This is a genomic window from Candidatus Avelusimicrobium sp., assembly GCF_051874775.1.
Lineage (GTDB): Bacteria > Elusimicrobiota > Elusimicrobia > Elusimicrobiales > Elusimicrobiaceae > Avelusimicrobium.
Map to the genome: position 1 here is coordinate 77,758 of NZ_JBJEGE010000028.1, position 19,323 is coordinate 97,080.

12 protein-coding genes are annotated in these 19,323 nt (G+C 49.2%); 3 read left to right on the forward strand and 9 right to left on the reverse strand.

Annotation, left to right across the window (positions count from 1 at the left end; translation table 11 throughout):
* The 4 genes from ACI351_RS06175 to gltX form a co-directional block, all read right to left on the reverse strand.
* The coding region (locus ACI351_RS06175; protein ID WP_439734376.1) for a beta-ketoacyl synthase N-terminal-like domain-containing protein at positions 1-5,204 on the reverse strand (5,204 nt) is incomplete at its 3' end.
* Positions 5,205-5,560: 356 nt separating this feature from the next.
* Positions 5,561-6,664, reverse strand: a complete 1,104-nt coding sequence (locus tag ACI351_RS06180; RefSeq protein WP_439734377.1) for a type IV pilus twitching motility protein PilT — start codon at positions 6,662-6,664, stop codon at positions 5,561-5,563.
* Positions 6,665-6,717: 53 nt separating this feature from the next.
* Entirely contained in the window at positions 6,718-8,808 is a 2,091-nt protein-coding gene (locus tag ACI351_RS06185; protein WP_439734378.1) for a hypothetical protein, read from the reverse strand.
* A gap of 34 nt (positions 8,809-8,842) precedes the next feature.
* Positions 8,843-10,306: a glutamate--tRNA ligase gene (gene gltX, locus ACI351_RS06190; RefSeq protein ID WP_439734379.1), complete on the reverse strand. Its 1,464-nt coding sequence runs from the start codon at positions 10,304-10,306 to the stop codon at positions 8,843-8,845.
* Positions 10,307-10,414: 108 nt separating this feature from the next.
* Between gltX and ACI351_RS06195 the strand changes: the two genes are divergently transcribed.
* Entirely contained in the window at positions 10,415-11,488 is a 1,074-nt protein-coding gene (locus ACI351_RS06195; RefSeq protein ID WP_439734380.1) for a metallophosphoesterase, read from the forward strand.
* Positions 11,485-13,107, forward strand: coding sequence for a glycoside hydrolase family 3 N-terminal domain-containing protein (locus ACI351_RS06200; protein WP_439734381.1), 1,623 nt, complete (start codon positions 11,485-11,487; stop codon positions 13,105-13,107). The genes ACI351_RS06195 and ACI351_RS06200 overlap by 4 nt, the downstream gene beginning before the upstream one ends.
* Positions 13,108-13,145: 38 nt before the next feature.
* Here the strand turns inward: ACI351_RS06200 and ACI351_RS06205 are convergent, their stop codons facing one another.
* Positions 13,146-13,760 (reverse strand): type IV pilin protein, encoded by a 615-nt coding sequence (locus ACI351_RS06205; RefSeq protein WP_439734382.1) that lies wholly within the window; start codon positions 13,758-13,760, stop codon positions 13,146-13,148.
* Between ACI351_RS06205 and ACI351_RS06210 the strand changes: the two genes are divergently transcribed.
* Positions 13,741-13,935, forward strand: a complete 195-nt coding sequence (locus tag ACI351_RS06210; RefSeq protein WP_439734383.1) for a hypothetical protein — start codon at positions 13,741-13,743, stop codon at positions 13,933-13,935. The genes ACI351_RS06205 and ACI351_RS06210 overlap by 20 nt on opposite strands.
* A gap of 124 nt (positions 13,936-14,059) precedes the next feature.
* Here ACI351_RS06210 and ACI351_RS06215 read toward each other — a convergent pair whose 3' ends face one another.
* From ACI351_RS06215 to leuS, 4 genes are all read right to left on the reverse strand, one after another.
* Positions 14,060-14,707 (reverse strand): DedA family protein, encoded by a 648-nt coding sequence (locus ACI351_RS06215; RefSeq protein WP_439734384.1) that lies wholly within the window; start codon positions 14,705-14,707, stop codon positions 14,060-14,062.
* Positions 14,708-14,964: 257 nt separating this feature from the next.
* Positions 14,965-15,978, reverse strand: coding sequence for a DNA polymerase III subunit delta (gene holA / locus ACI351_RS06220; protein ID WP_439734385.1), 1,014 nt, complete (start codon positions 15,976-15,978; stop codon positions 14,965-14,967).
* A gap of 1 nt (position 15,979) precedes the next feature.
* Positions 15,980-16,561 (reverse strand): LPS assembly lipoprotein LptE, encoded by a 582-nt coding sequence (lptE, locus tag ACI351_RS06225; protein WP_439734386.1) that lies wholly within the window; start codon positions 16,559-16,561, stop codon positions 15,980-15,982.
* Between the two features lie 47 nt (positions 16,562-16,608).
* Positions 16,609-19,122: a leucine--tRNA ligase gene (gene leuS / locus ACI351_RS06230; protein WP_439734387.1), complete on the reverse strand. Its 2,514-nt coding sequence runs from the start codon at positions 19,120-19,122 to the stop codon at positions 16,609-16,611.
* Positions 19,123-19,323 lie beyond the last annotated feature (201 nt).

Sequence of the window (19,323 nt, forward strand, 5' to 3'; positions counted from 1 at the left end):
TAACCCGTTTTTTCGGCGACCATCGCGACGACTTCTTTCGTCACCGTCGCTTCATCCAAAGCGGCGGCAGGTTTCGCGGCCACCGGGGCCGGAGCCGCTACAGGGGCCACCGGGGCCTGCGGGGCGGGCTGGGCAACGGGCGTTACCGCCGGAGCAGAAGCTCCCGCATTAGAGAGTACAAATTTAATACAGTGGCGGATCGTCGGGTAGTCTTTCAGCTGGATACCGTCTTGCTGGGCGATACCATAATGTTCGCGCAGGGAGGCAAACAGTTCGGCTTGTTTAACGGTATCGATACCCAAATCAGCTTCCATATCGAGATCGATATCAAGCATGTCTTCGGGATAACCCGTTTTTTCGCCAACCATTTTGACGACTTCTTTCGTTACCGTCGCTTCGTCGAGCGCGACAGGTTTCGCAGCCACAGGGGCAGCCGCCGGAGCGGGCTGGGCAACAGGCGTTACCGCAGGGGCCGCCGCAACAACGGCGGGTTTGGCGCCGTGGACGGTATTTACTTTATCCACAAACGCTTGGGAGCCTTCCATTACCAAGGCAGGTTTAACGCCGTGCCGGTAGTTATCTTTAATGCGAAGCGTATTCTGCACTACTTCCAAGACAGGAGCCTGCTGACCGGAAATTTCTTTCAGCCACGCTTGATGTTTGGCTTCATCCGCGATACGCGGTTCGCCCACTTGCCACACTTTTTCAAGTAAAGTCATACCCAATTGGGAACCGAAACCGGCGGCTAAGCGCAAGGCGTATTTAAAGTTGTAATGCCCGCCTTTGCTCAGCGTAATGCCTTCGAGTTCCGGGTCAGCCTCTTTAAAGTTTGCAATCGGCGGAACAAGCCCCGTATTGAGGCAGCGCACAGCGATAGCGTCTTCCAAACCGGCACCCATCGAATGGCCGGTAAAGCCTTTAGTGTTGCTGACGATCACACTGCTGACGTCTGCGCCAAAGGTGGATTTCAACGCATACGCTTCCGCACTCGCGGAACCGCCGCGGGCGGGCGTATACGTCTCGTGCGAAATGAAAACGAGCTGCTTGGCAATGTCAGAACGGTTGAGTCCGTATTCCTTTTCGGCAGTAGCGACCAAGCGGTTCATTACCTGGGCCACGTGGCCGACATCCAAGCGGGTTACGTGGAAACCGCTGTTGGAAATTTCCGTAGACAGCAGTTTGGCAAGCGGTTTCATACCGCGTTTAGCGACTTCCGCTTCGTCTTCCACGATAAGGGACACAGCACCCATACCCACAATCATACCGTTGCGGCGGCGGTCAAACGGAAGGGCGGCTTTGGTAACGTCGGCTTCCGTCGTAGCGGCGCCGGAGGCCAAGAAAGCCGTCAAAATCCATTCGGACACATTGTCGTTGGTAATATCATCGGCGCTGATGACGATGACGCGTTTGCAGCGGCCGAGTTTAATCCAGTCCTGCGCCACGGAGATGGCCTGCGCGGTGGAAGCGCACGCGGCACTCATCGCGGTCGCCGGGCCGCGGGCACGAATCCATTGGCAGAAATGCGAGTGGGCGATAATAATGGTTTTTAAGATAAATTCGGAAGTAAACGCTTCGGGTTCCACTTCTTTATCTTTAAAGTTGGCCTGATACCAAGCTTCGATTTCGGCTTTCAGGGCCGGATCGGAAATTTGCGCGATAAATTTGTCGCAGAACGCGCGGACTTCTTTGGCGGTCTTATTATTAAGGAGTCCCGCCACGCGTTTGGATAAATCGCCCATCATACTGTTGGCCACAGGGAAAGCGGAGGTGAAAATCACGCCCGTTTCGTCAATCATATCGGCCGGCAGCCCCCAGCGGTCCGGCAGGTAGCCGCCCGTAGAAGTGGGTTTGTAATAAAGAACCAGCGGAATGCCGGCGTCTTTAAGAGCTAAAATACCCGCAGCAATCGCCAACTGGAAAGAGCGGTCCATCGAGCGGACCCATTTAGCCGGCAAACCGAATTCTTTTTCCAAATCAAACGCGCCGCCTTTAGCTGCCAGTTTAATGGCCTGCATCGGGGAGGTCAAACGTTCAAAGCGGTGGTTGCCGTCTTTGGATTTAATGACGAACTCGACGTGTTTGTCGATTTGTTTCTGCTGAATTTCGGCGGAAACGGGTTCAATCATGTTGCGGCCGGAAAGAATTTCGTCCAGCACGCCTTCGCGGAAAATTTTATCCCAGCTGCCGGGGCCGCCCGCGGCAATACCGCTGATGACCACGGATTTTTTACCGCCATTGCCGCACGAAGAAACTGAACACGCTGCAGCCGGAGCTTGCGCCGCCACGGTTCCTTCAGCTTTTTCCACGGGGGTAGCGGTTCCGGTTACCCAGTTTACGAAAGCAGGGTTGAAGGTGGAGTTGTCGCCGTACATATCGGTACCATTCCAATCCAAATGGATGCCGGAAGAGATGAGGTTGGCGAACAAGTCGTTAAATTCTACAATACCGCCTTTTTTGGGATGGTTGGAAGCCAACACTTTGATGTCTTTCTTGTCGGACAAGGTGTTGGAGGCCAAGGCGGAAAGTACGCGTTTGGGGCCGCATTCCACAAACAGACGTACGCCGGAATCGTAAGTGGTTTGCAGCTGTTTAATCCATTCCACGGAGTGGGAAATCTGCGTAACCATAAGGTCTTTGATTTTCTCCGGATCGGACGGATAGAATTCCGCCGTCACGTTGGTGGTAATGGGCATAGTGGGCGCGTTGAATTTGAGCGTATCTAAGAACGCGCGGTACTGCGGCATAGCGGGACGCACAATCGCGGAGTGGAAAGCGTGCGAAACCGGAATTTGCACTGCTTGAATACCCATATCCGTAAACATTTTAATCGCGTCGTCAATAGATTTGGAGGCGCCGGCGATTACGGTCTGCGTCGGGCAGTTTTTGTTGGCTACGGCCACGTAACCGTTAATGCGCGCGAGTTCGGGTTCCACGCGTTCCACGGGGGCGGCGATGGAAGCCATTTTACCGTTGTCCTCCACTTTAATTTCGGACATTACTTTACCGCGCGTGCACACAGCTTTTAGGCCGTTTTCAAAATCAAAGATGCCGGCAGCTACAGCAGCGGCATATTCGCCCAAACTGTGACCCATTACGACGTCGGGCTTAATGCCAAAAGACGACAACAGGCGCATCATCGCAATATCCGCCGTCAGCACGGCAGGCTGGGTCATCTCGGTTTTCTTGATGGCGGCTTCGCGTTCGGCAATTTTTTCCTTTGATTCACCGGGTTTACTCCATAAAGTTTCCGTTAAGGTCTGGCCAATGATATTAACTAGCAGGCGGTCAGCTTCATCAAATGTATCCTGTACGATTTTGTATTTAGAAGCCAAATCCTTCATCATATCCACATACTGGGAACCTTGACCGGGGAACATAAAGCAGACTTTAGGTTTAATTTCACTGGGCGTAAAAGGATAAATGCCTTTCATGCGCAGGTACAGGGATTCCTGTTCCCAAACGTCCTGGGAAGAGGCGGTTTTTTTGAAAAATTCGATTTTTTCTTTCAGTTTTTCCGGCGTTTCCACGTTAATCGTCACCGCGAATTTACCCGGCTTGGCGATATGGTTTTTATAGGAAATGCTGGGCAGGTAGGTGGGATCGTACTGAATGGCGACGAGCGCTTTATCCAGCACGTTAAAAAGTTCCTGCTTCGTGGCGGCGGAGAAGGTTAATACGTCGCTTTGGATTTTTTCTCCGGACACGTGAAGGGTATAAGTCATGTTTACGTTCTCCTGTTTGGGGGTAGAGGGTACGGCACAGTGGCACACTTTGGCTTCTTCTTTTTTAAGTAGGCCGTCGTTCATTTCTTCCATGGCCACGTGGAAGTTGGTTCCGCCGAAGCCAAACGCGGAAACGTTGGCGCGACGCACTTTGTCCGTGTTCCAGTCTTCCAGTTTGGTAATCACGCGGAACGGGCAGGTGGCCCAGTCCACGGTCGGGTTCGGGGTTTCAAAGTTGACGGACGGCGGCAACACCTTATTATATAAGGCGAGCGAAGTTTTGATTAAAGAAGCGATACCGGCCGCCGCTTTGGCGTGGCCGATTTGGCTTTTTACGCTGCCCAAACCGATGGTGCCGGGTTTGGCATGCGCGCTGAAAATTTCGTTTAACGCATTGAGTTCCACAGCGTCGCCCACGCGGGTGCTGGTGCCGTGCGCTTCTACAAGGCCCACGTCGCCGGGGGTGTATTCCACCTGTTCAAACGCTTTTTCCACGGCGATTTTTTGGCCTTTCGGGTTCGGGGCGGTAATGCCTTTGCCTTTCCCGTCGGAAGACGCGCCGACCGCGCGGATAACGGCGTAAATTTTGTCGCCGTCTTTTACGGCATCCGAGAGGCGTTTCAAAATCACCATACCCGCGCCTTCGGCCATGACGAAACCGTCGGCCTTGGCGTCAAACGGGCAGGAGCCTTTTTCGGAAAGCGCGCCAATTTTACAGAATTTAATGTAAGCGGACGGGGACATCATCTGGTCCACGCCGCCGGCGATAGCCATATCAAAATTGCCCATGCGAAGACCGTTTACGGCCTGGTCGATGGCGGCCAAAGAAGTGGCGCACGCGGCGTCCACGGCGAAGTTGGTGCCATGCAGGTCGAACACATTGGCCACGCGGCCGGGAATTACGTTGGCGAGCTCTCCGGGCATAGAGTCTTCATTGACCGGAGTAAATTTTTCACGCACGCCGGCATCCATTTCATCCATCATTTTTTGGGCGTCGGCCGGAGCAAGTGATTTATAAGTAGGAGTATTTTTAAGGATTTCGTATAAGAAAGGTCTATTCAGGCGGGTATTGGACATTTCGTTCTTCATACCGCCCATCGAGTTGCCGATAATCACCGCAGTACGGTTATGGTCAAACTCCTTTTTATCGTAACCGGAATCCTCTAAAGCCATACGCGTGGTTTCGATAGCCAAATGTTGTACGGTATCCATCTGTTTGGCGATTTGGGGAGGAATACGATATTTGAGGGAATTGAATTTAAACGTCTGGGGAATAAAACCGCCGATTTTAGAATATAACTTATCTTCGGCTTTATGATCAGGACTGTAGAAAAGTTTATAGTCCCAGTAAGACTCGGGTATTTCGGTAATGCAATACTTGCCCTCTTTGATGTTGTTCCAGAATTCGTCTTTCGTCAACGCTCCGGGCATAATGGCGCCAATACCAACTATGGCAATGGGTTCAAGGTGTTTATTTTTCATTTGTTCTCCTTACGGAAATCCTTTTTCCTTGCTTACTTCTATATAGGTATATTTTATAAATTTAGGAGAACTAAAACAAATTTACGCACACTTTTTTGTATAAATACTTGACAAAACTTAATTCAACCTGTCAGATTTTTACCCTTTTTAAATATAATATTACTCTGTTTCTGTCTGAGCGGTACATTTTTTAAAAACCCATTTTTATAAATTTATACATTTATTTACACGCTTTTCCTCCCCTTCTACTCTATAAAACACCATCTGCTTACACAAGGGGAATTGTAAGAAATGCACTAAACCGGCCTTTAAACAACTTGGTTTAAAGGCCGGTGAGGTTAATTGTTATGCCCCAATTATTTAAAGTTGGAGGTACCCAGCTTCTGCTGTAAGTATGTTTTCAGGCCGGACGGATCCCCTGTATGACCAATCGCTTCCTGATAGCTGATTTTCTTTTGCATATACAAATCACCCAGCGCTTGGTTCATCGTAATCATACCCATACCGGCGTTGGTTTGCATTGTAGACAAAATCTGTTCGGGTTTTCCATCGCGGATTAAGCTGCGGATAGCAGAGTTAGCAAGCATTACTTCGGCCGCCATTGCGCGTCCACCCGTCAGCGTGGGAATTAACTGCTGGGAAATAATCGCTTCCAGCACAAAGGACAGCTGCGTGCGAATCTGCGGCTGCTGGTTAGGCGGAAATACATCGATGATACGGTTAATGGACTGTACCGCGTCGTTGGTATGTAAGGTGGCAAATACCAAATGGCCGGTTTCGGCCAGCGTCAAACACGCTTCCATTGTTTCAATGTCGCGAAGCTCGCCCACCAGAATGATATCCGGATCCTGACGCAAAAAGTGTTTCAGCGCATCGGCAAACGAATGCGTGTCTGCGCCGACCTCACGCTGGTTGACGATACTGCGTTTATGCGGATGAACGAATTCGATAGGATCTTCCACCGTCATAATGTGGTTACTTTCGTTCATATTCAAATAGTTAATCATACTGGCCAAAGACGTAGATTTACCAGACCCCGTACAACCCGTTACCAGCACCAGCCCTTTATTTAACTTCATAATGTTATATACCACAGGGGGCAAATTTAACTCTTCAAAAGATTTAAATTCATTGGGAATGGAACGAAACGCCGCCGCCACACAGCCCTTTTGTTTGTATACGTTTACGCGCAGACGGCCGAGCGATTTAAGACCGATAGAGCAGTCTAGCTCTAGTTTCTCTTCAAACGTTTGACGTTGTTCGTCGTTTAAAATAGAGTAAACCAACGTCTGCACGCTTTCTTTGTTGAGGGGTTCAAATGGTGTCTGGTACAAGCGGCCCTGAATACGTAAAACGGGCGGTACGCCAACTGTTAAGTGAATATCAGAAGCGTTTTTCGCTTTCATCAGTTTAAACAAATCATCCATCGTGGCTTTAACCATCGGTTGCTGTTCTGCCATAAAACCCTCTCTTCAGTAAAATTTCCGGCTGCGGTGCCGACCCTATAATACCATCAAATCTTGCCCACTAAATCTAACGCGGCGTTATTGAGCGCGCCCGTCAGTTTTTCCCGTGCCGCATCCGCCTGAAACACGTATACCACAGGTTCCAAACGCGTTTTGCTTAGTCTGTATTTTACAATATATATATTCTTATGCAAAGCTTCCGCGCTCCAATTTCCCGTATATCCTTGGGAAAGTTTCGTTTTATATATCCGGTCAAAATATGAAGCAATCGTTCCCCTATCTCCCGACAAACGGTAATTCTGCACCGCGGCCAATGCTTTATCCGCCGCAGTAAGCGGAGCAGGCGGAAGGACGGGCTTTACCTCCGGTACGCGGAGCACAGGCGTAGGCGGAGGAACAGAAAGATCCTTGGCGGCGGAAGGACCGGAAGGCGCGGCTGCCGCAGCGGAAGGCGCAACGGCGGCCGGCGGTGCAACAGCTGCGGAAACCGCCGGACGCAACGCTACAAAACGAAGAATCGCATATAAAACCCCCAATGCAAGCAGGCACGCCAAAATCCACAACATCATATCCGCTTTTTTATTTTGGGAATGGCGGATAATCCGGCTCTGCCTATCTAAAAAGCGCGTGATTTCCGGCGTTTGGTTTAATTTAGGTTTAATCTGGTTTACTTCCGGCGCTATGGGAACTGTTTTAAGCGGTTCTTTCAACTCCTCTTCCGCAGGAATCGTCAATTTACCGCGCAAAATATCGCGGACGGTTTGCTCTCTGGGGTCTTCCTGAGGCAGAACGGCAGTTTCTTCCTGTACTGTTTCGCGCAAGTCCGCGGGCTGTTCTCCCTGTTGATTTTTTGCAGCGGGAACAAGTTCCTCCGGTTCGGAGATGACTTCTTGTGCCGGCCTCATTTGTGGTGCGGCCTTTGGCGCTATTTCTTCGGAAGCTATGAGACGAGTAGAGATGTCAGATGCGGGGTTATCCATTGATTCAGAAATGTTTTTCCCCGCCAAGTCAGGCAACGGCTGCGGCGCGGTCTCCGGCGCCGTTTCCGGCGGTACTGAATCTGACTCCGGTTCCGATGAAACTTGTACTGTATCAGCCGGTTCTTGCAAATCTTGTATAGAAACAAATAATTCTTCTTCCGCTTGTACCGACTCTGGTATAAAAACATCATCTTTAGGTATTTCCGGAAGAGAAACCTTTTCGTTCTCCGACCCTACTAACGGAAGTGTACACGTAGAAAGATTTTCCAGTTCCGGCTCCGGTTCAGAATCCGGTTCCGGTTCGGACGGCGTTTCTTCCGCGGGGGCAGAATCTTCTTCCGCCGGAACGCAAGCAGTCTCCGGTTGCTGTTCCGGCGCACAATGCGCTGGCAAAACAAGAACAGGCTCCGCGTTTTCCTCCACCACGGAAATAGTGACGGACGGCTCATCTTGCACCAATTTTATAGAAGAGGGTTCCTCCGGCCGGACACGGTGCGGCACTGCAGCAGTTTGCGGCGCGGAAGTTTCTTCCGTTTCCTGTGCGCCGGAATTTGGCGGGACGGGAACATCGGCCGTTTCCGCAGACGAATCCTCCGCTGCGGCGGGTTCTTCCGCTTCTTCCGCTTCTTCCGCGTCCGATTCTACAAAATCAATTTCCTTGTCCGAAGGAGGAACAGTCTCTTCAAATTCCTTTTCAAACGCGCGCGGAAGATTCATATCCGAATTTTCGTTCGGTTCCGGAATACCTAAAATACCGCCCAAATCTTCGCTGTTAATGTTGTTGAAATAATCTTCAATAGGGCCGGGTTTGGCGGGTTTTTTGGGAATTTCAAGCGCAGGCCCGTCCGGCGCGGGTTCGGCCGTGCCCGCCAAAATGGACGGGTTTTTGAGAAACGTATCCATTTCTTTGTCAAATAAAGCAGCTTCTTCCGCCGTTGATTCGTCAGTGAGTTCCGCTGTCGGCGGGGCGGAGGGAACGGGCTGTCCGTCCTGCCCAAAATCAGCAAACGAGGACGCCGTTTTCCAGCTGTCCTCGTCTTCGCTAAAATTTTCAGGACACACTAAACTGTTGGAAACGGAAAATCCCTTTCTCCGCAAAAGTTCCTGCGGCGAAAAAGGACCGACTATGTCGCTTCCGTCAAAAAACCAGTATTTCATAGCGTCCTTGCCGGTAATGGCAGATCAGATGCAATTATTTGCAGTACGACAGCGCGTGATTTAAGCGCGCGAGCACAACGTCCTTCCCCATATATTCCAGCATTTTGAACAGGGTCGGTCCGTGGGTACGGCCTGAAACGGCAACGCGTACGGGGTGAAAAATCTGCCCCGCTTTCAGTCCGTTTTCTTTGGCAGCGGTGCGAGCGGCGGATTCCAAATTAGCTTCAGTAAAATCTTCCAATTTCCCGTAGGAAGCAATCATCAGCTCAAGCGCCTGTTTGGCCTCGGGTTTACCAAATACTTTTTCCACGGCTTCTTGTTCAAAAACGGGATCTTCAAAAAAGAAGCGAATTAAATCCGGAATTTCGGTTAAGAGTTTATATTTCTCCTGCTCCAGCCCAATAATACCTTCCAGTTTCGCGCGCTCCGTTTTGGATACATCAATACCTGCTTTTTCTATAAACGGCATAGCAAGGTCCGTCAGGCGGGCAATCGGCGTGGCGCGGATGTATTCTCCGTTCATCCAGTTCAATTTTTCCGGATCCATCACGGCCGGACTGGGCTGGCAGCCGGAGATGTCAAATTTTTCTTCCAGTTCGCCTGCGGCAAAAATTTGCTGCGAATCGCTGGTAGCCCAGCCCAAAAGCGCCAAATAGTTTTTCAACGCTTCCGGCAAGTATCCCATATTACGGAATTCCACCACGTTCGTCGCACCATGGCGTTTGGAAAGTTTTTTGCCGTCCGGTCCGTGAATCATAGACAAGTGGGCAAAAACCGGTTCCTTCCAACCGAGTGCGCGGTAAATTTGAATTTGCGAAGGGGTATTGGAAATATGATCGTCCCCGCGGATAACGTGCGTCATTCCCATTAAATGATCATCGATAACCACAGCAAAGTTATAGGTGGGGTAGCCGCTTGTTTTCTGGATAACAAGGTCATACAAATCCTTGCTGGCAAATTTTACGTGACCGCGAATCATATCGTCCCATTCCACGTCGCCTTCTTCCGGCATACGGAAGCGGATAACGTATTTACGGCCCTGCGCTTCCAGCTCTTTTTGCTGCTCGGGCGTTAAATTGCGGCATTTTCCGCTATATTTCGGCGGACGGTGTTCGGCCAGACATTTCTGGCGGTTGGCTTCCAGCTCTTCTTCGGTACAATAGCATTTATACGCTTTGCCTTCGGCGATGAGTTGGTCAATGTATTTTTTATAAATTCCTTGGTCGGCGCGGATGGCTTGATAGTAGGGGGCGTCGGGGCCTTTATTGGTACCGTCAGGCATTGGGCCTTCGTCCCACGTTAAATTCATCCACTGCATTCCTTCAAAAATGGCGTCCGTAGAGGCTTGGGTGGAGCGTTCCTCATCGGTATCTTCAATTCTTAACAAAAACGTGCCTTTATTTTTTTTGGCGAAAAGGTAGTTGAAAAGCGCGGTGCGAACCCCTCCGATATGTAAAAATCCGGTCGGAGACGGGGCAAATCTAACTTTTACGGTCATAATGTTTTATTTCCTCGTTTTAGAATACGTATATAGATATATTATACTTATTTATTGTGTAAAATATAATAAGCGCTTATGCGTTTATCCACACTTTTCGGGGACAATATGTTTTTAGCGGTAGTAACGTTTGTTTTATGGGGAATGCAGGCCGTAACGGGTGCGTGGCTGTTTATCGCGTTTCCGCGGATAGGATGGAAAATACCTGTTGGAGTGTTACCTGTTTTACTAACGGCTTTCATTTTATTCGGGATGAGTTACACCCGCACCCACAGCGGCGCATTTACGGGCGCGCTGTATTATGTAGCGTATACGTGGTTCGGGCTTGCATTTTTGGCCTTTTGCGTTAGTGCGGGCAGCGTGTTGGTTTGTTGGATTTTACAGCTGTTACACCTTTCCGCACGGACGTGGCTGGGACCCCTCAGCTTAACAGTAACGGCCTTTGTGTTTGCACTAGCGCTGTGGGGCGGTTTTTCAAACCCGCAGGTTAAACGGATACGGGTAACTGTTCCTAATGCGCCGAAAATGACAATCGCTTTAATTTCCGACTCTCATCTGGGAATGGGCGTTTCACTCTCCCGTTTTGACAAGGCCCTCCAAAAAATAGAAGATGAAAATCCCGACGCCGTATTTCTGCTGGGAGATATTTTTGAATATGGGCCGAATATGTCCGCCTATGCCAAACGGCTCAAGCAGCTTAATCCGCCGTTAGGCGTTTACGGCGTATTTGGAAACCACGAGTATTACGTGGGATACGACAAATCCAAAACTCTATTTCGGGAAGCGGGCGTACACTTGCTGGAAAACGAAACTGCCGAATTATCCAACGGCGTACGTGTGGCAGGGGTTAAAGACGCACGCACCGCCCACGTAACCGCACAAGACGTAACCAATTTGATTTTACAAACGGAAACGCAAAAACCGCTTATTTTCTTAAGCCATACACCCATCTATGCCGAAGAAGCCGCCGCGGCGGGCGCGGACTTAATGTTCAGCGGACACACCCACAACGGGCAGATTTTTCCGTTCAAATATCTGGTAAAATTGCAGTTTCCGCGCGTGTACGGATTATACGAAGTAGACAGAATGAAATTTTACATCACTTCCGGAATGTTCTACTGGGGAATTCCGCTGCGCTTTTTGGCACCTTCAGAAATTCCGGTTATTGAGGTAAACAAATGAAAAGAGTACTGGCCGCTTTCTTGCTTCTCTGCCCGCTTTTAGCGGCAGCCGCACCCGCGTTTGAAGAATTGTCCTTTGAAGAAAAACTGGGCCAAACGCTCGTCGTGTTTGTAGATGTGGACAGCGCCGAACAAGTCCGTCCGGCCATTGAGGCGGGTAAAATCGGCGGCGCGCTTATCCAGTGGGGCAACTACTCGCTGGAGCAAACCAAACAGCTGATTACCAAACTTCAAACGTGGGCGGCCAAAAGCCCGCATAAAATTCCGCTGTTTATTTCCATTGATTACGAAGGCGGCACTGTTTACACTCCCATTACCTTGGGGTTTGACTACCTGCCCACCAATATGATGCTCTCCGCCGCCGCAGACGAAGAAGGCGCGGCCGCTATCGCTTATCTGGCCGGCCTTGAACTGCGACGCTCGGGGGTTCATATCAACTTTTCACCTGTCTTAGACGTGAACAATAACCCCGATAATCCCATCATCGGCGTACGTTCTTTCGGGGCGGATCCGTCCGACGTAACAAAAATGGGACTGGCGTTAATCCACGGGTTTAAAGCCGCCGGAGTAATGAGTATCGTCAAACATTTCCCGGGCCACGGAGATACAGAACAAGACTCGCATTACGCCGTTCCCGTCGTACGCGCGAACGCCAAACAAATGCAGCAGGTACATCTGGCGCCTTTTGCCGCCGCCATAAAACAAGGAGTCTCCGGTGTAATGACCGGACACGTACTCTACCCCGCCTTGGATGCCAAAAACATCGCCACTTTTTCAAAACCGATTTTGCAAGATTTATTGAAAACGCGGTTGGGATTTCAGGGCCTCGTAGTTACGGACAGCTTGGATATGAAAAGCGCCACAGCCTACTGTACTATTGCGGGATGTACCGTACGCGCATTAGAAAGCGGTGCGGATATGATTTTGCTCGGACGATATATTAAACCGTTGACCGTATTCGGCAAAGCGGCACAGGAAGTAAAAGAAAAAAAACTGCAGCCGCGTGTGGAAGAAGCTGCCCGAAAGATTTTTGAAGCAAAACGACAGATGGGACTTTTTGATTACGAACAAATACCTCCCGCCCCTTCCCATAAAGCCTACCGTACAGAACTGGAAAAAATCAGCGCAAAAGCCGTTACACTGGTGCGGGACCAAAAAAATTTACTGCCGTTTACTCCCCCATCAAAAAAACCCACTGTTTGCGCCGTATTTTTTGCTCCTGCTCGCTTTTCGGACCAACTGATGGATTTGAGCAAACCGTTCCTTGCAAAAGGGTGGAATGTGCGCAGTTATAACGCTGCGCTGACGCCGCGCAAGAAAGACAGCCAACGCGCCGCCGCCTGCGCAAAAGGGGCCGATTTGCTGATTGTAACCAGCCTGCAATGGGCAGACAAAACCAATATCAACCAAAAAAACGCCATTAACGGGTTAATCAAAGAAAACAAAAATACGGTGTTTATTTCCACGATGAGCCCGTACGATATCAAAAATTATCCGGAGGCCGGCACCGTACTGGCCACTTACGGCTTAAACCGTTACGTGCTGAAAACTGCGGCTGACATTATTTTGGGAAACCAAAAAGCTATGGGCAAACTGCCCGTGGAGCTGACGGGGAAATAACACCGATACGGAAATCCCAGTTCTGTTTCTCCGTCATATTAAAAAGCATAATAGTTATGACCTCCAGATGTTTGTTTTAATACTCCGCCTAACGATTTACAAATTTTTTCCCGCATGCTATCCGCCGCAGCAATACAAATATGCACCCCATAGTTGAGTCCGTTACTTGTATGATCATAATTAGTTCCGATTTCAGGTAATTTACCGTTGGCGTCACGGCAATAAATACTCCCGCCCGAACTGCGCAAAGAACAAACAGCCCCAAAAGAAAACCGAACACATTGTGTATTACGCCCGCCGGAAACGCACGCATACGGCGTCAACCCATTGGGAATGGTAACGTCCAAATCCGTCCAGTCATCAGTATAATCGCCGTTGGCCATATAATACGCTTCCTGCGCCGTTTTGACGGAAGACATAAACGGAAGCAGCTGCGCAATACGGCTTTTCGCCACCGCCATTTCGTACTGCGGCAATGCAACGGCGGACAGGATTCCGATAATTAACACAACGACTAATAATTCGATAAGCGTAAAACCTTTAGCCGTATCGTCATCCCGGACGTGGATCCGGGATCCAGTCTGTTTATTAAGTCTTTTTCCCCTTTGATATGGATGCTGAAACAAGTTCAGCATGACGGCATTTTTACACATTGGACATCCCCCTTATAATACGGTTTGGCGGCCTACTTATACTTACGTCATTCCCGAATGTTTAGCGGCCCGCAGGGTTCGGGAATCTTGTTGTTACGTAACGACGAGATTCCGTACTATCTGCCGTCCGCAGGACCGGAATGACGCAATGAAACAAGTAAACCGCCAAACCTGAAGTTACCCCATGGTATCAAAAAAAAAAAACGGGTCAAGCCCTCATAAATCCCCGCTAATAAAGTGTCCGCGCACATAAAAAGGGCCGCCCGAAAGCGGCCCAAACATTATAAAATCTAAACGCGTTATTTGTTCTTGCGGCGCGCGGCCCAAAACTCGTACACGGCAGGCAATACCGACAGCACAATAATCGCCAGTACCACATAATGAAAATGATGCTGCACTACGGGCAAATCCGCAAAAAAATATCCGCCCAGCGTAAACAGCGCCGTCCATAACAAGGCGCCGATTACGTTAAACGAAGCAAAGTGGAAATACGTCATCTTTCCGATTCCCGCCACAAACGGCGCAAACGTGCGGATAATGGGAATAAAACGCGCCAAAATGATAGTTTTCCCGCCGTATTTTTCATAAAACGCGTGGGCTTTTTCGAGATGTTTTTTATTAAGCAGCCAGCTCGTTTCGCGCGAAAATACTTTCGGCCCCAGCCACTTGCCGATTTCGTAATTGCAAAAATCGCCCAGTACGGCCGCCGCAAAAATCACCGGCATCAACATAAACAGATTAATCGCGCTACCTTCGGACGCGGCCAGCGCGCCGCACGCAAACAACAGGGAATCCCCGGGTAAAAACGGCGTAACCACAAGCCCCGTTTCGCAAAAAACGACGGCAAATACCACCACATACAGCCAAATCCCCATCCATGCAGCCCAGGCGTTTAAATGCACGTCAAGATGTAACATTATGTCTATAAATTGGGATAACAGTTCCATATTTATATTGTATCAATTTAAGCGGCCCACGATTAAAACCGCTACACACTTTCCCATTTTGCCGCTTTTTGCAATGCGTCCGCCGCCGCAAAAACCGGTCTGGACTTTTTACACTTATTTATATTATAATTTACTTACCGGTAAGTAAATTATTTTTAAACAAGCCGCTATAAAGGCATTTCCAAAACATTTTACTTCGGGGGGATAGAAAAGCCCTGCCTAAACACAAGGCAGGGCTTTAGATTTTTTAATCCGCCTTATCTTCCCGCAAACAGCGTCAGCAAAATGCCTTTGAGCAAAATCTTCGGGTCGGATCCGGAGGAAGATTTTAACGCTGAATCCGCATCAATAATGCGGTTTAAGGCGTTTACAAAATTTTTCTGGGGCGGAAACGAACGTGCGGAGCCGACTAAACGGTTCTCCCAATACATAAGTCCCGCCGCACGCAGAATATCCGACGGCGCCATCCCCGCGTCGGCCATACGTTTAATACGCGCCATTTTTAAAATAGGAAACGTCATCTTACTCAGCACGCCGACAGGTTCCTCGCCGTCATCCAGCAGTTTATCCACCAGCTGCACGGCACGCGCCTTGGAACACGATGTTATAGCATTGGACAGTTCAAACGGGTTTTCCTCTTTGCTAAAACCAATACACGCTAACACATCCTCTTTGGTTATGGTTTTATCTTGTCGATCTAGCGCATACAAATAAAGTTTTTCCATCTCATTTTCAAGCGCGCTGAGTTCTCCCCCCACGCTTTCGCAAAGTATATCCACAGCGTCAAAATCGGCCTTGAGCCCTTTTTCTCGCATTTTTTCGCGTGTCCAAACGTTTAATTCCTCTTTTTTAAGTTCCGCAAAATCAGCCGTTACCCCTGCCAAAGAACAAGCTTCAGTAAGGGCTTTTTCGGTTTTCATTTTTTTGGAATCGTTGTGGGTCAGCACCAAAATAGTGGAGGAAAGCGGATTTTCCAAATACCGCAGGAGAGCTTCTTTCGGGTCTTTGCGGATTTTTTCAATTCCCGTCAGCACAACCATACGCACGTTTGAAAACACGGGCGCCGTGTTGGCCAAAGCAAGGGCTTCGCCCCAGTCGGCCTTGTCAGCTTCGGCAGCGTAATAATTAAAATCGTCCGGAAATGCAATCCCGCGGATTTTTTGAATGATTAAATTTTTGCGGTACGCGTCGTCCCCCGTCAGCAGATAGACGGGAACAAGCGTATTTTGCGCCAACTGCGCCTGTAATTTTTCCGCGGTCAGTCTGGGCATATTATTGGGTAATAGTGGTATATTCAGGATTATTCATCACTTTCTTTTTGTTTTCGCTCATCACGGAGCCGAACCCGTCTACCGTGCGTTTAACGATATCTTTGGAAAGTTTTTCAAACACCACATCGCGCGCCTGTACCTCGGTCATACCGCCCGGGAGAGTGGATGCCGCGTAAATCTGCGTACCCAAAAACGCCGGTTCGCGCCAGACGGGCGCATTAGTGGTTTTATCCATCAGCACCACATCCAACCAAATATCCATACGATAAACGGTGGGAATGAGCTGGCTGTCGTACTGGATGGGTACGTTTAAATAGCGGGAAATGGTAGTTACCACCACGCCTTCTGCCCCGTTGTTCTCGGATACGATTTGATACGTGCCGTTGCGCAAAAACTCATCGTAGAGTTCGTTGTAAAATTTATCTTCAAGCGCAAACACTTCGGTTTTATTTAAAATCGGCCGGACGGCTACTTTTTTAATATGCTGGGGCATAATCTGCGCCTGAGGCGTATAGATAATCCCCTCGCTGGCGCAGGCCGCCAATGCGGCTAAAGAACAGATGACAAGCAGAAATTTTTTCATACTTTCTCCAGAAGATCGGGCGGCGGTTTAACACGCCGCCCGTAAGATTATTTTTTCGGCACCGCCACCACGCTTACCATACGGTTGGGAACGACAATGACCTTTTTAATTTCTAAACCTTCCAAATAATGCTGCACCTTTTCACTCGCAAGCGCAATTTTTTCGATTTCTTCTTTAGACGCTCCCGCCGGCACCGCCACACGGTCACGCACTTTACCGTTTACCTGCACGCCAATTTCCACACTGTCATCTTGCAACAGGGTTTCATCAGCTGCCGGCCACGCGGTTTTGACCAAAAAAGTTTCGTGGCCTTTTTGCTGCCAGATTTCTTCAGTCAAGTGCGGGGCAAAAGGATGCAACAGTTTCAAAAACGTCTCAAATGTATGCTTGCTGACCTGCGGCAATTTGCTGATGTCATTAAACAACACCATCAGCGAAGATATAGCCGTGTTAAAGTGGAAATTTTCGATATCATCACCCACCTTAACGATGGTTTTATTTTTCAAAATTTCACTTTTCTTAGGAGCGGCGGATTCGGAAAGCTGTATGTTTTCGCTCCACGCAGCCACACGTTTTAAGAAACGCGAAATACCTTCAATTCCTTTCATATCCCACGGCTTGCTGGCTTCAAACGGCCCCATAAACATTTCATACATACGGAAAGCATCCGCCCCGTATTGGGATAAAATATCATCGGGATTAATGACGTTCTTCTTGGATTTGGACATCTTTTCTACCATCGGGGAGAGTTCTTCCCCCGTGTTTTTTAAGAAGGCTTTTCCGTCTTTAAAATCAATTTCGTCATACCCGTGGTAGGCGCCCATTTTATCGCGGTACGAAAACGCCAGAATCATTCCCTGATGGCGCAGTTTATGGAACGGTTCTTTATGGCTGACGATTCCCAAATCAAATAACACCCGGTGCCAAAAACGCGCATACAATAGGTGCAGCACCGCGTGTTCCGCCCCGCCAATATAGCAATCCACGGGCCCGTAAGCCTTTTCAACAGCAGGGTCCACCAGCGCAGACGCATTTTTCGGATCCATATAACGCAAATAGTACCAGCACGAACCGGCCCATTGGGGCATCGTATTCGTTTCGCGCTTGGCGGGGCCGCCACAATGCGGGCAGGTGGTGTTCACCCAATCCGTTACTGTGGCAAGCGGGGATTCCCCCGTGCCCGCAGGTTCAAATTTATCTACTTCCGGCAGACGCAGCGGCAGCTGGTCTTCCGGCAGCGCAACCACACCGCATTTATCGCAATGCACGACGGGAATCGGTTCCCCCCAGTAGCGTTGGCGCGCGAATACCCAGTCGCGCAGTTTATAAGTAGTTTTGGCATTTCCGCAGCCGTGTTCTTCCAACCATTTAATCATAGCGGCTTTGGATTCTTTTACGCGAAGTCCGTTTAAGAAACCGGAGTTGACGAGTTCGCCGTCACCCGTAAACGCTTCTTTTTCCACGCCCTGTTCGCTTTTGATGACTTCGATGATTTCAAGGCCGAATTTTTTGGCGAAAGCATAATCGCGATCGTCGTGTGCGGGAACAGCCATAATCGCGCCTGTTCCGTAACCCATTAAAACGTAGTCGGACGTCCAGACCGGAATTTTTTTGCCGTTGAGCGGATTAATGGCATACGCGCCGGTAAACACGCCCGTTTTGTCTTTATTTAAATCGCCGCGTTCGAGATCACTCTTTTTGGCGGCCTCGGCCTGATAGGCTTTGACGGATTCCTTTTGCTCCGGCGTAACGATTTTTTCCAACAACGGATGCTCCGGCGACACTACCATATACGTCGCGCCGAAAAGCGTATCGGGGCGGGTGGTAAAGACGGTAAGAGTTTCGTCGCAGCCGTCTAATTTAAACGTGACGTTTGCGCCGTTGGACTTGCCGATCCAATTCTTCTGCATTGTCAGCGTACTTTCCGGCCAATCCAGTTCTTCAAGTCCTTCCAATAATTGTTCTGCGTACTCGGTAATTTTTAAAATCCACTGCCTAAGTGCCTTGCGCTCAATTTGGTGGCCGCAGCGTTCGCACTTGCCGTTAAATACTTCTTCGTTGGCAAGGCCCGTTTTGCAGGACGGACACCAGTTTATCGGCACGGTGGATTCATAAGCTAAGCCCTTCTTGAAAAGCTGCAGGAAAATCCACTGCGTCCATTTATAGTATTCGGGATCCGTCGTGTCGATTTCGCGGTGCCAGTCGTACGCGAGGCCGATAGATTTAATTTGGCGTTTAAAATTTTCAATATTTTTCTGCGTAGTAATGCGCGGGTGGATACCCGTCGCGATGGCGTAGTTTTCCGCGGGCAGACCAAAAGCGTCCCAGCCCATAGGATGCAGCACGTCATAACCGTTCATCAGTTTATAACGCACCAAAATGTCCGAAGCCGTATATCCTTCGGGATGCCCCACATGAAGCCCCGCACCGGAAGGATAGGGGAACATATCCAAGCAATAGAATTTTTTGCCTTGGGGCATTTTGGGGCTGGCGAAAAGATTGGCTTTATCCCAGCGGTCTTGTTGTTTTTTGTCAATTTGCGGAAAATTATCAATACTCATATACTTTTTATTTTAACACTTTTTCAGTGCAAAAATCCCCTTTTTTCGTTGGGGAGAGAAAAGAAAAAAAAAAGAAAGATTTGAGAAGGCTTTATCATATACAGAACGTGATAGATAGAGAAAATTATTTGCTAGAATTAAGATAATATAAATATAGAATTGAAAAAGGACTCTCAAAATGCTTAACAATACTCATAACAG

Coding starts and splice junctions, on each gene's coding strand:
- ACI351_RS06200 (WP_439734381.1), top strand. CDS start 11,485: ATGAAAAGAGTACTGGCCGCTTTCTTGCTTCTCTGCCCGCTTTTAGCG.
- ACI351_RS06210 (WP_439734383.1), top strand. CDS start 13,741: ATGACGGCATTTTTACACATTGGACATCCCCCTTATAATACGGTTTGG.
- leuS (WP_439734387.1), bottom strand. CDS start 19,122: ATGAGTATTGATAATTTTCCGCAAATTGACAAAAAACAACAAGACCGC.
- gltX (WP_439734379.1), bottom strand. CDS start 10,306: ATGACCGTAAAAGTTAGATTTGCCCCGTCTCCGACCGGATTTTTACAT.
- ACI351_RS06195 (WP_439734380.1), top strand. CDS start 10,415: ATGTTTTTAGCGGTAGTAACGTTTGTTTTATGGGGAATGCAGGCCGTA.
- ACI351_RS06185 (WP_439734378.1), bottom strand. CDS start 8,808: ATGAAATACTGGTTTTTTGACGGAAGCGACATAGTCGGTCCTTTTTCG.
- ACI351_RS06180 (WP_439734377.1), bottom strand. CDS start 6,664: ATGGCAGAACAGCAACCGATGGTTAAAGCCACGATGGATGATTTGTTT.
- holA (WP_439734385.1), bottom strand. CDS start 15,978: ATGCCCAGACTGACCGCGGAAAAATTACAGGCGCAGTTGGCGCAAAAT.
- ACI351_RS06205 (WP_439734382.1), bottom strand. CDS start 13,760: ATGTGTAAAAATGCCGTCATGCTGAACTTGTTTCAGCATCCATATCAA.
- ACI351_RS06215 (WP_439734384.1), bottom strand. CDS start 14,707: ATGGAACTGTTATCCCAATTTATAGACATAATGTTACATCTTGACGTG.
- lptE (WP_439734386.1), bottom strand. CDS start 16,561: ATGAAAAAATTTCTGCTTGTCATCTGTTCTTTAGCCGCATTGGCGGCC.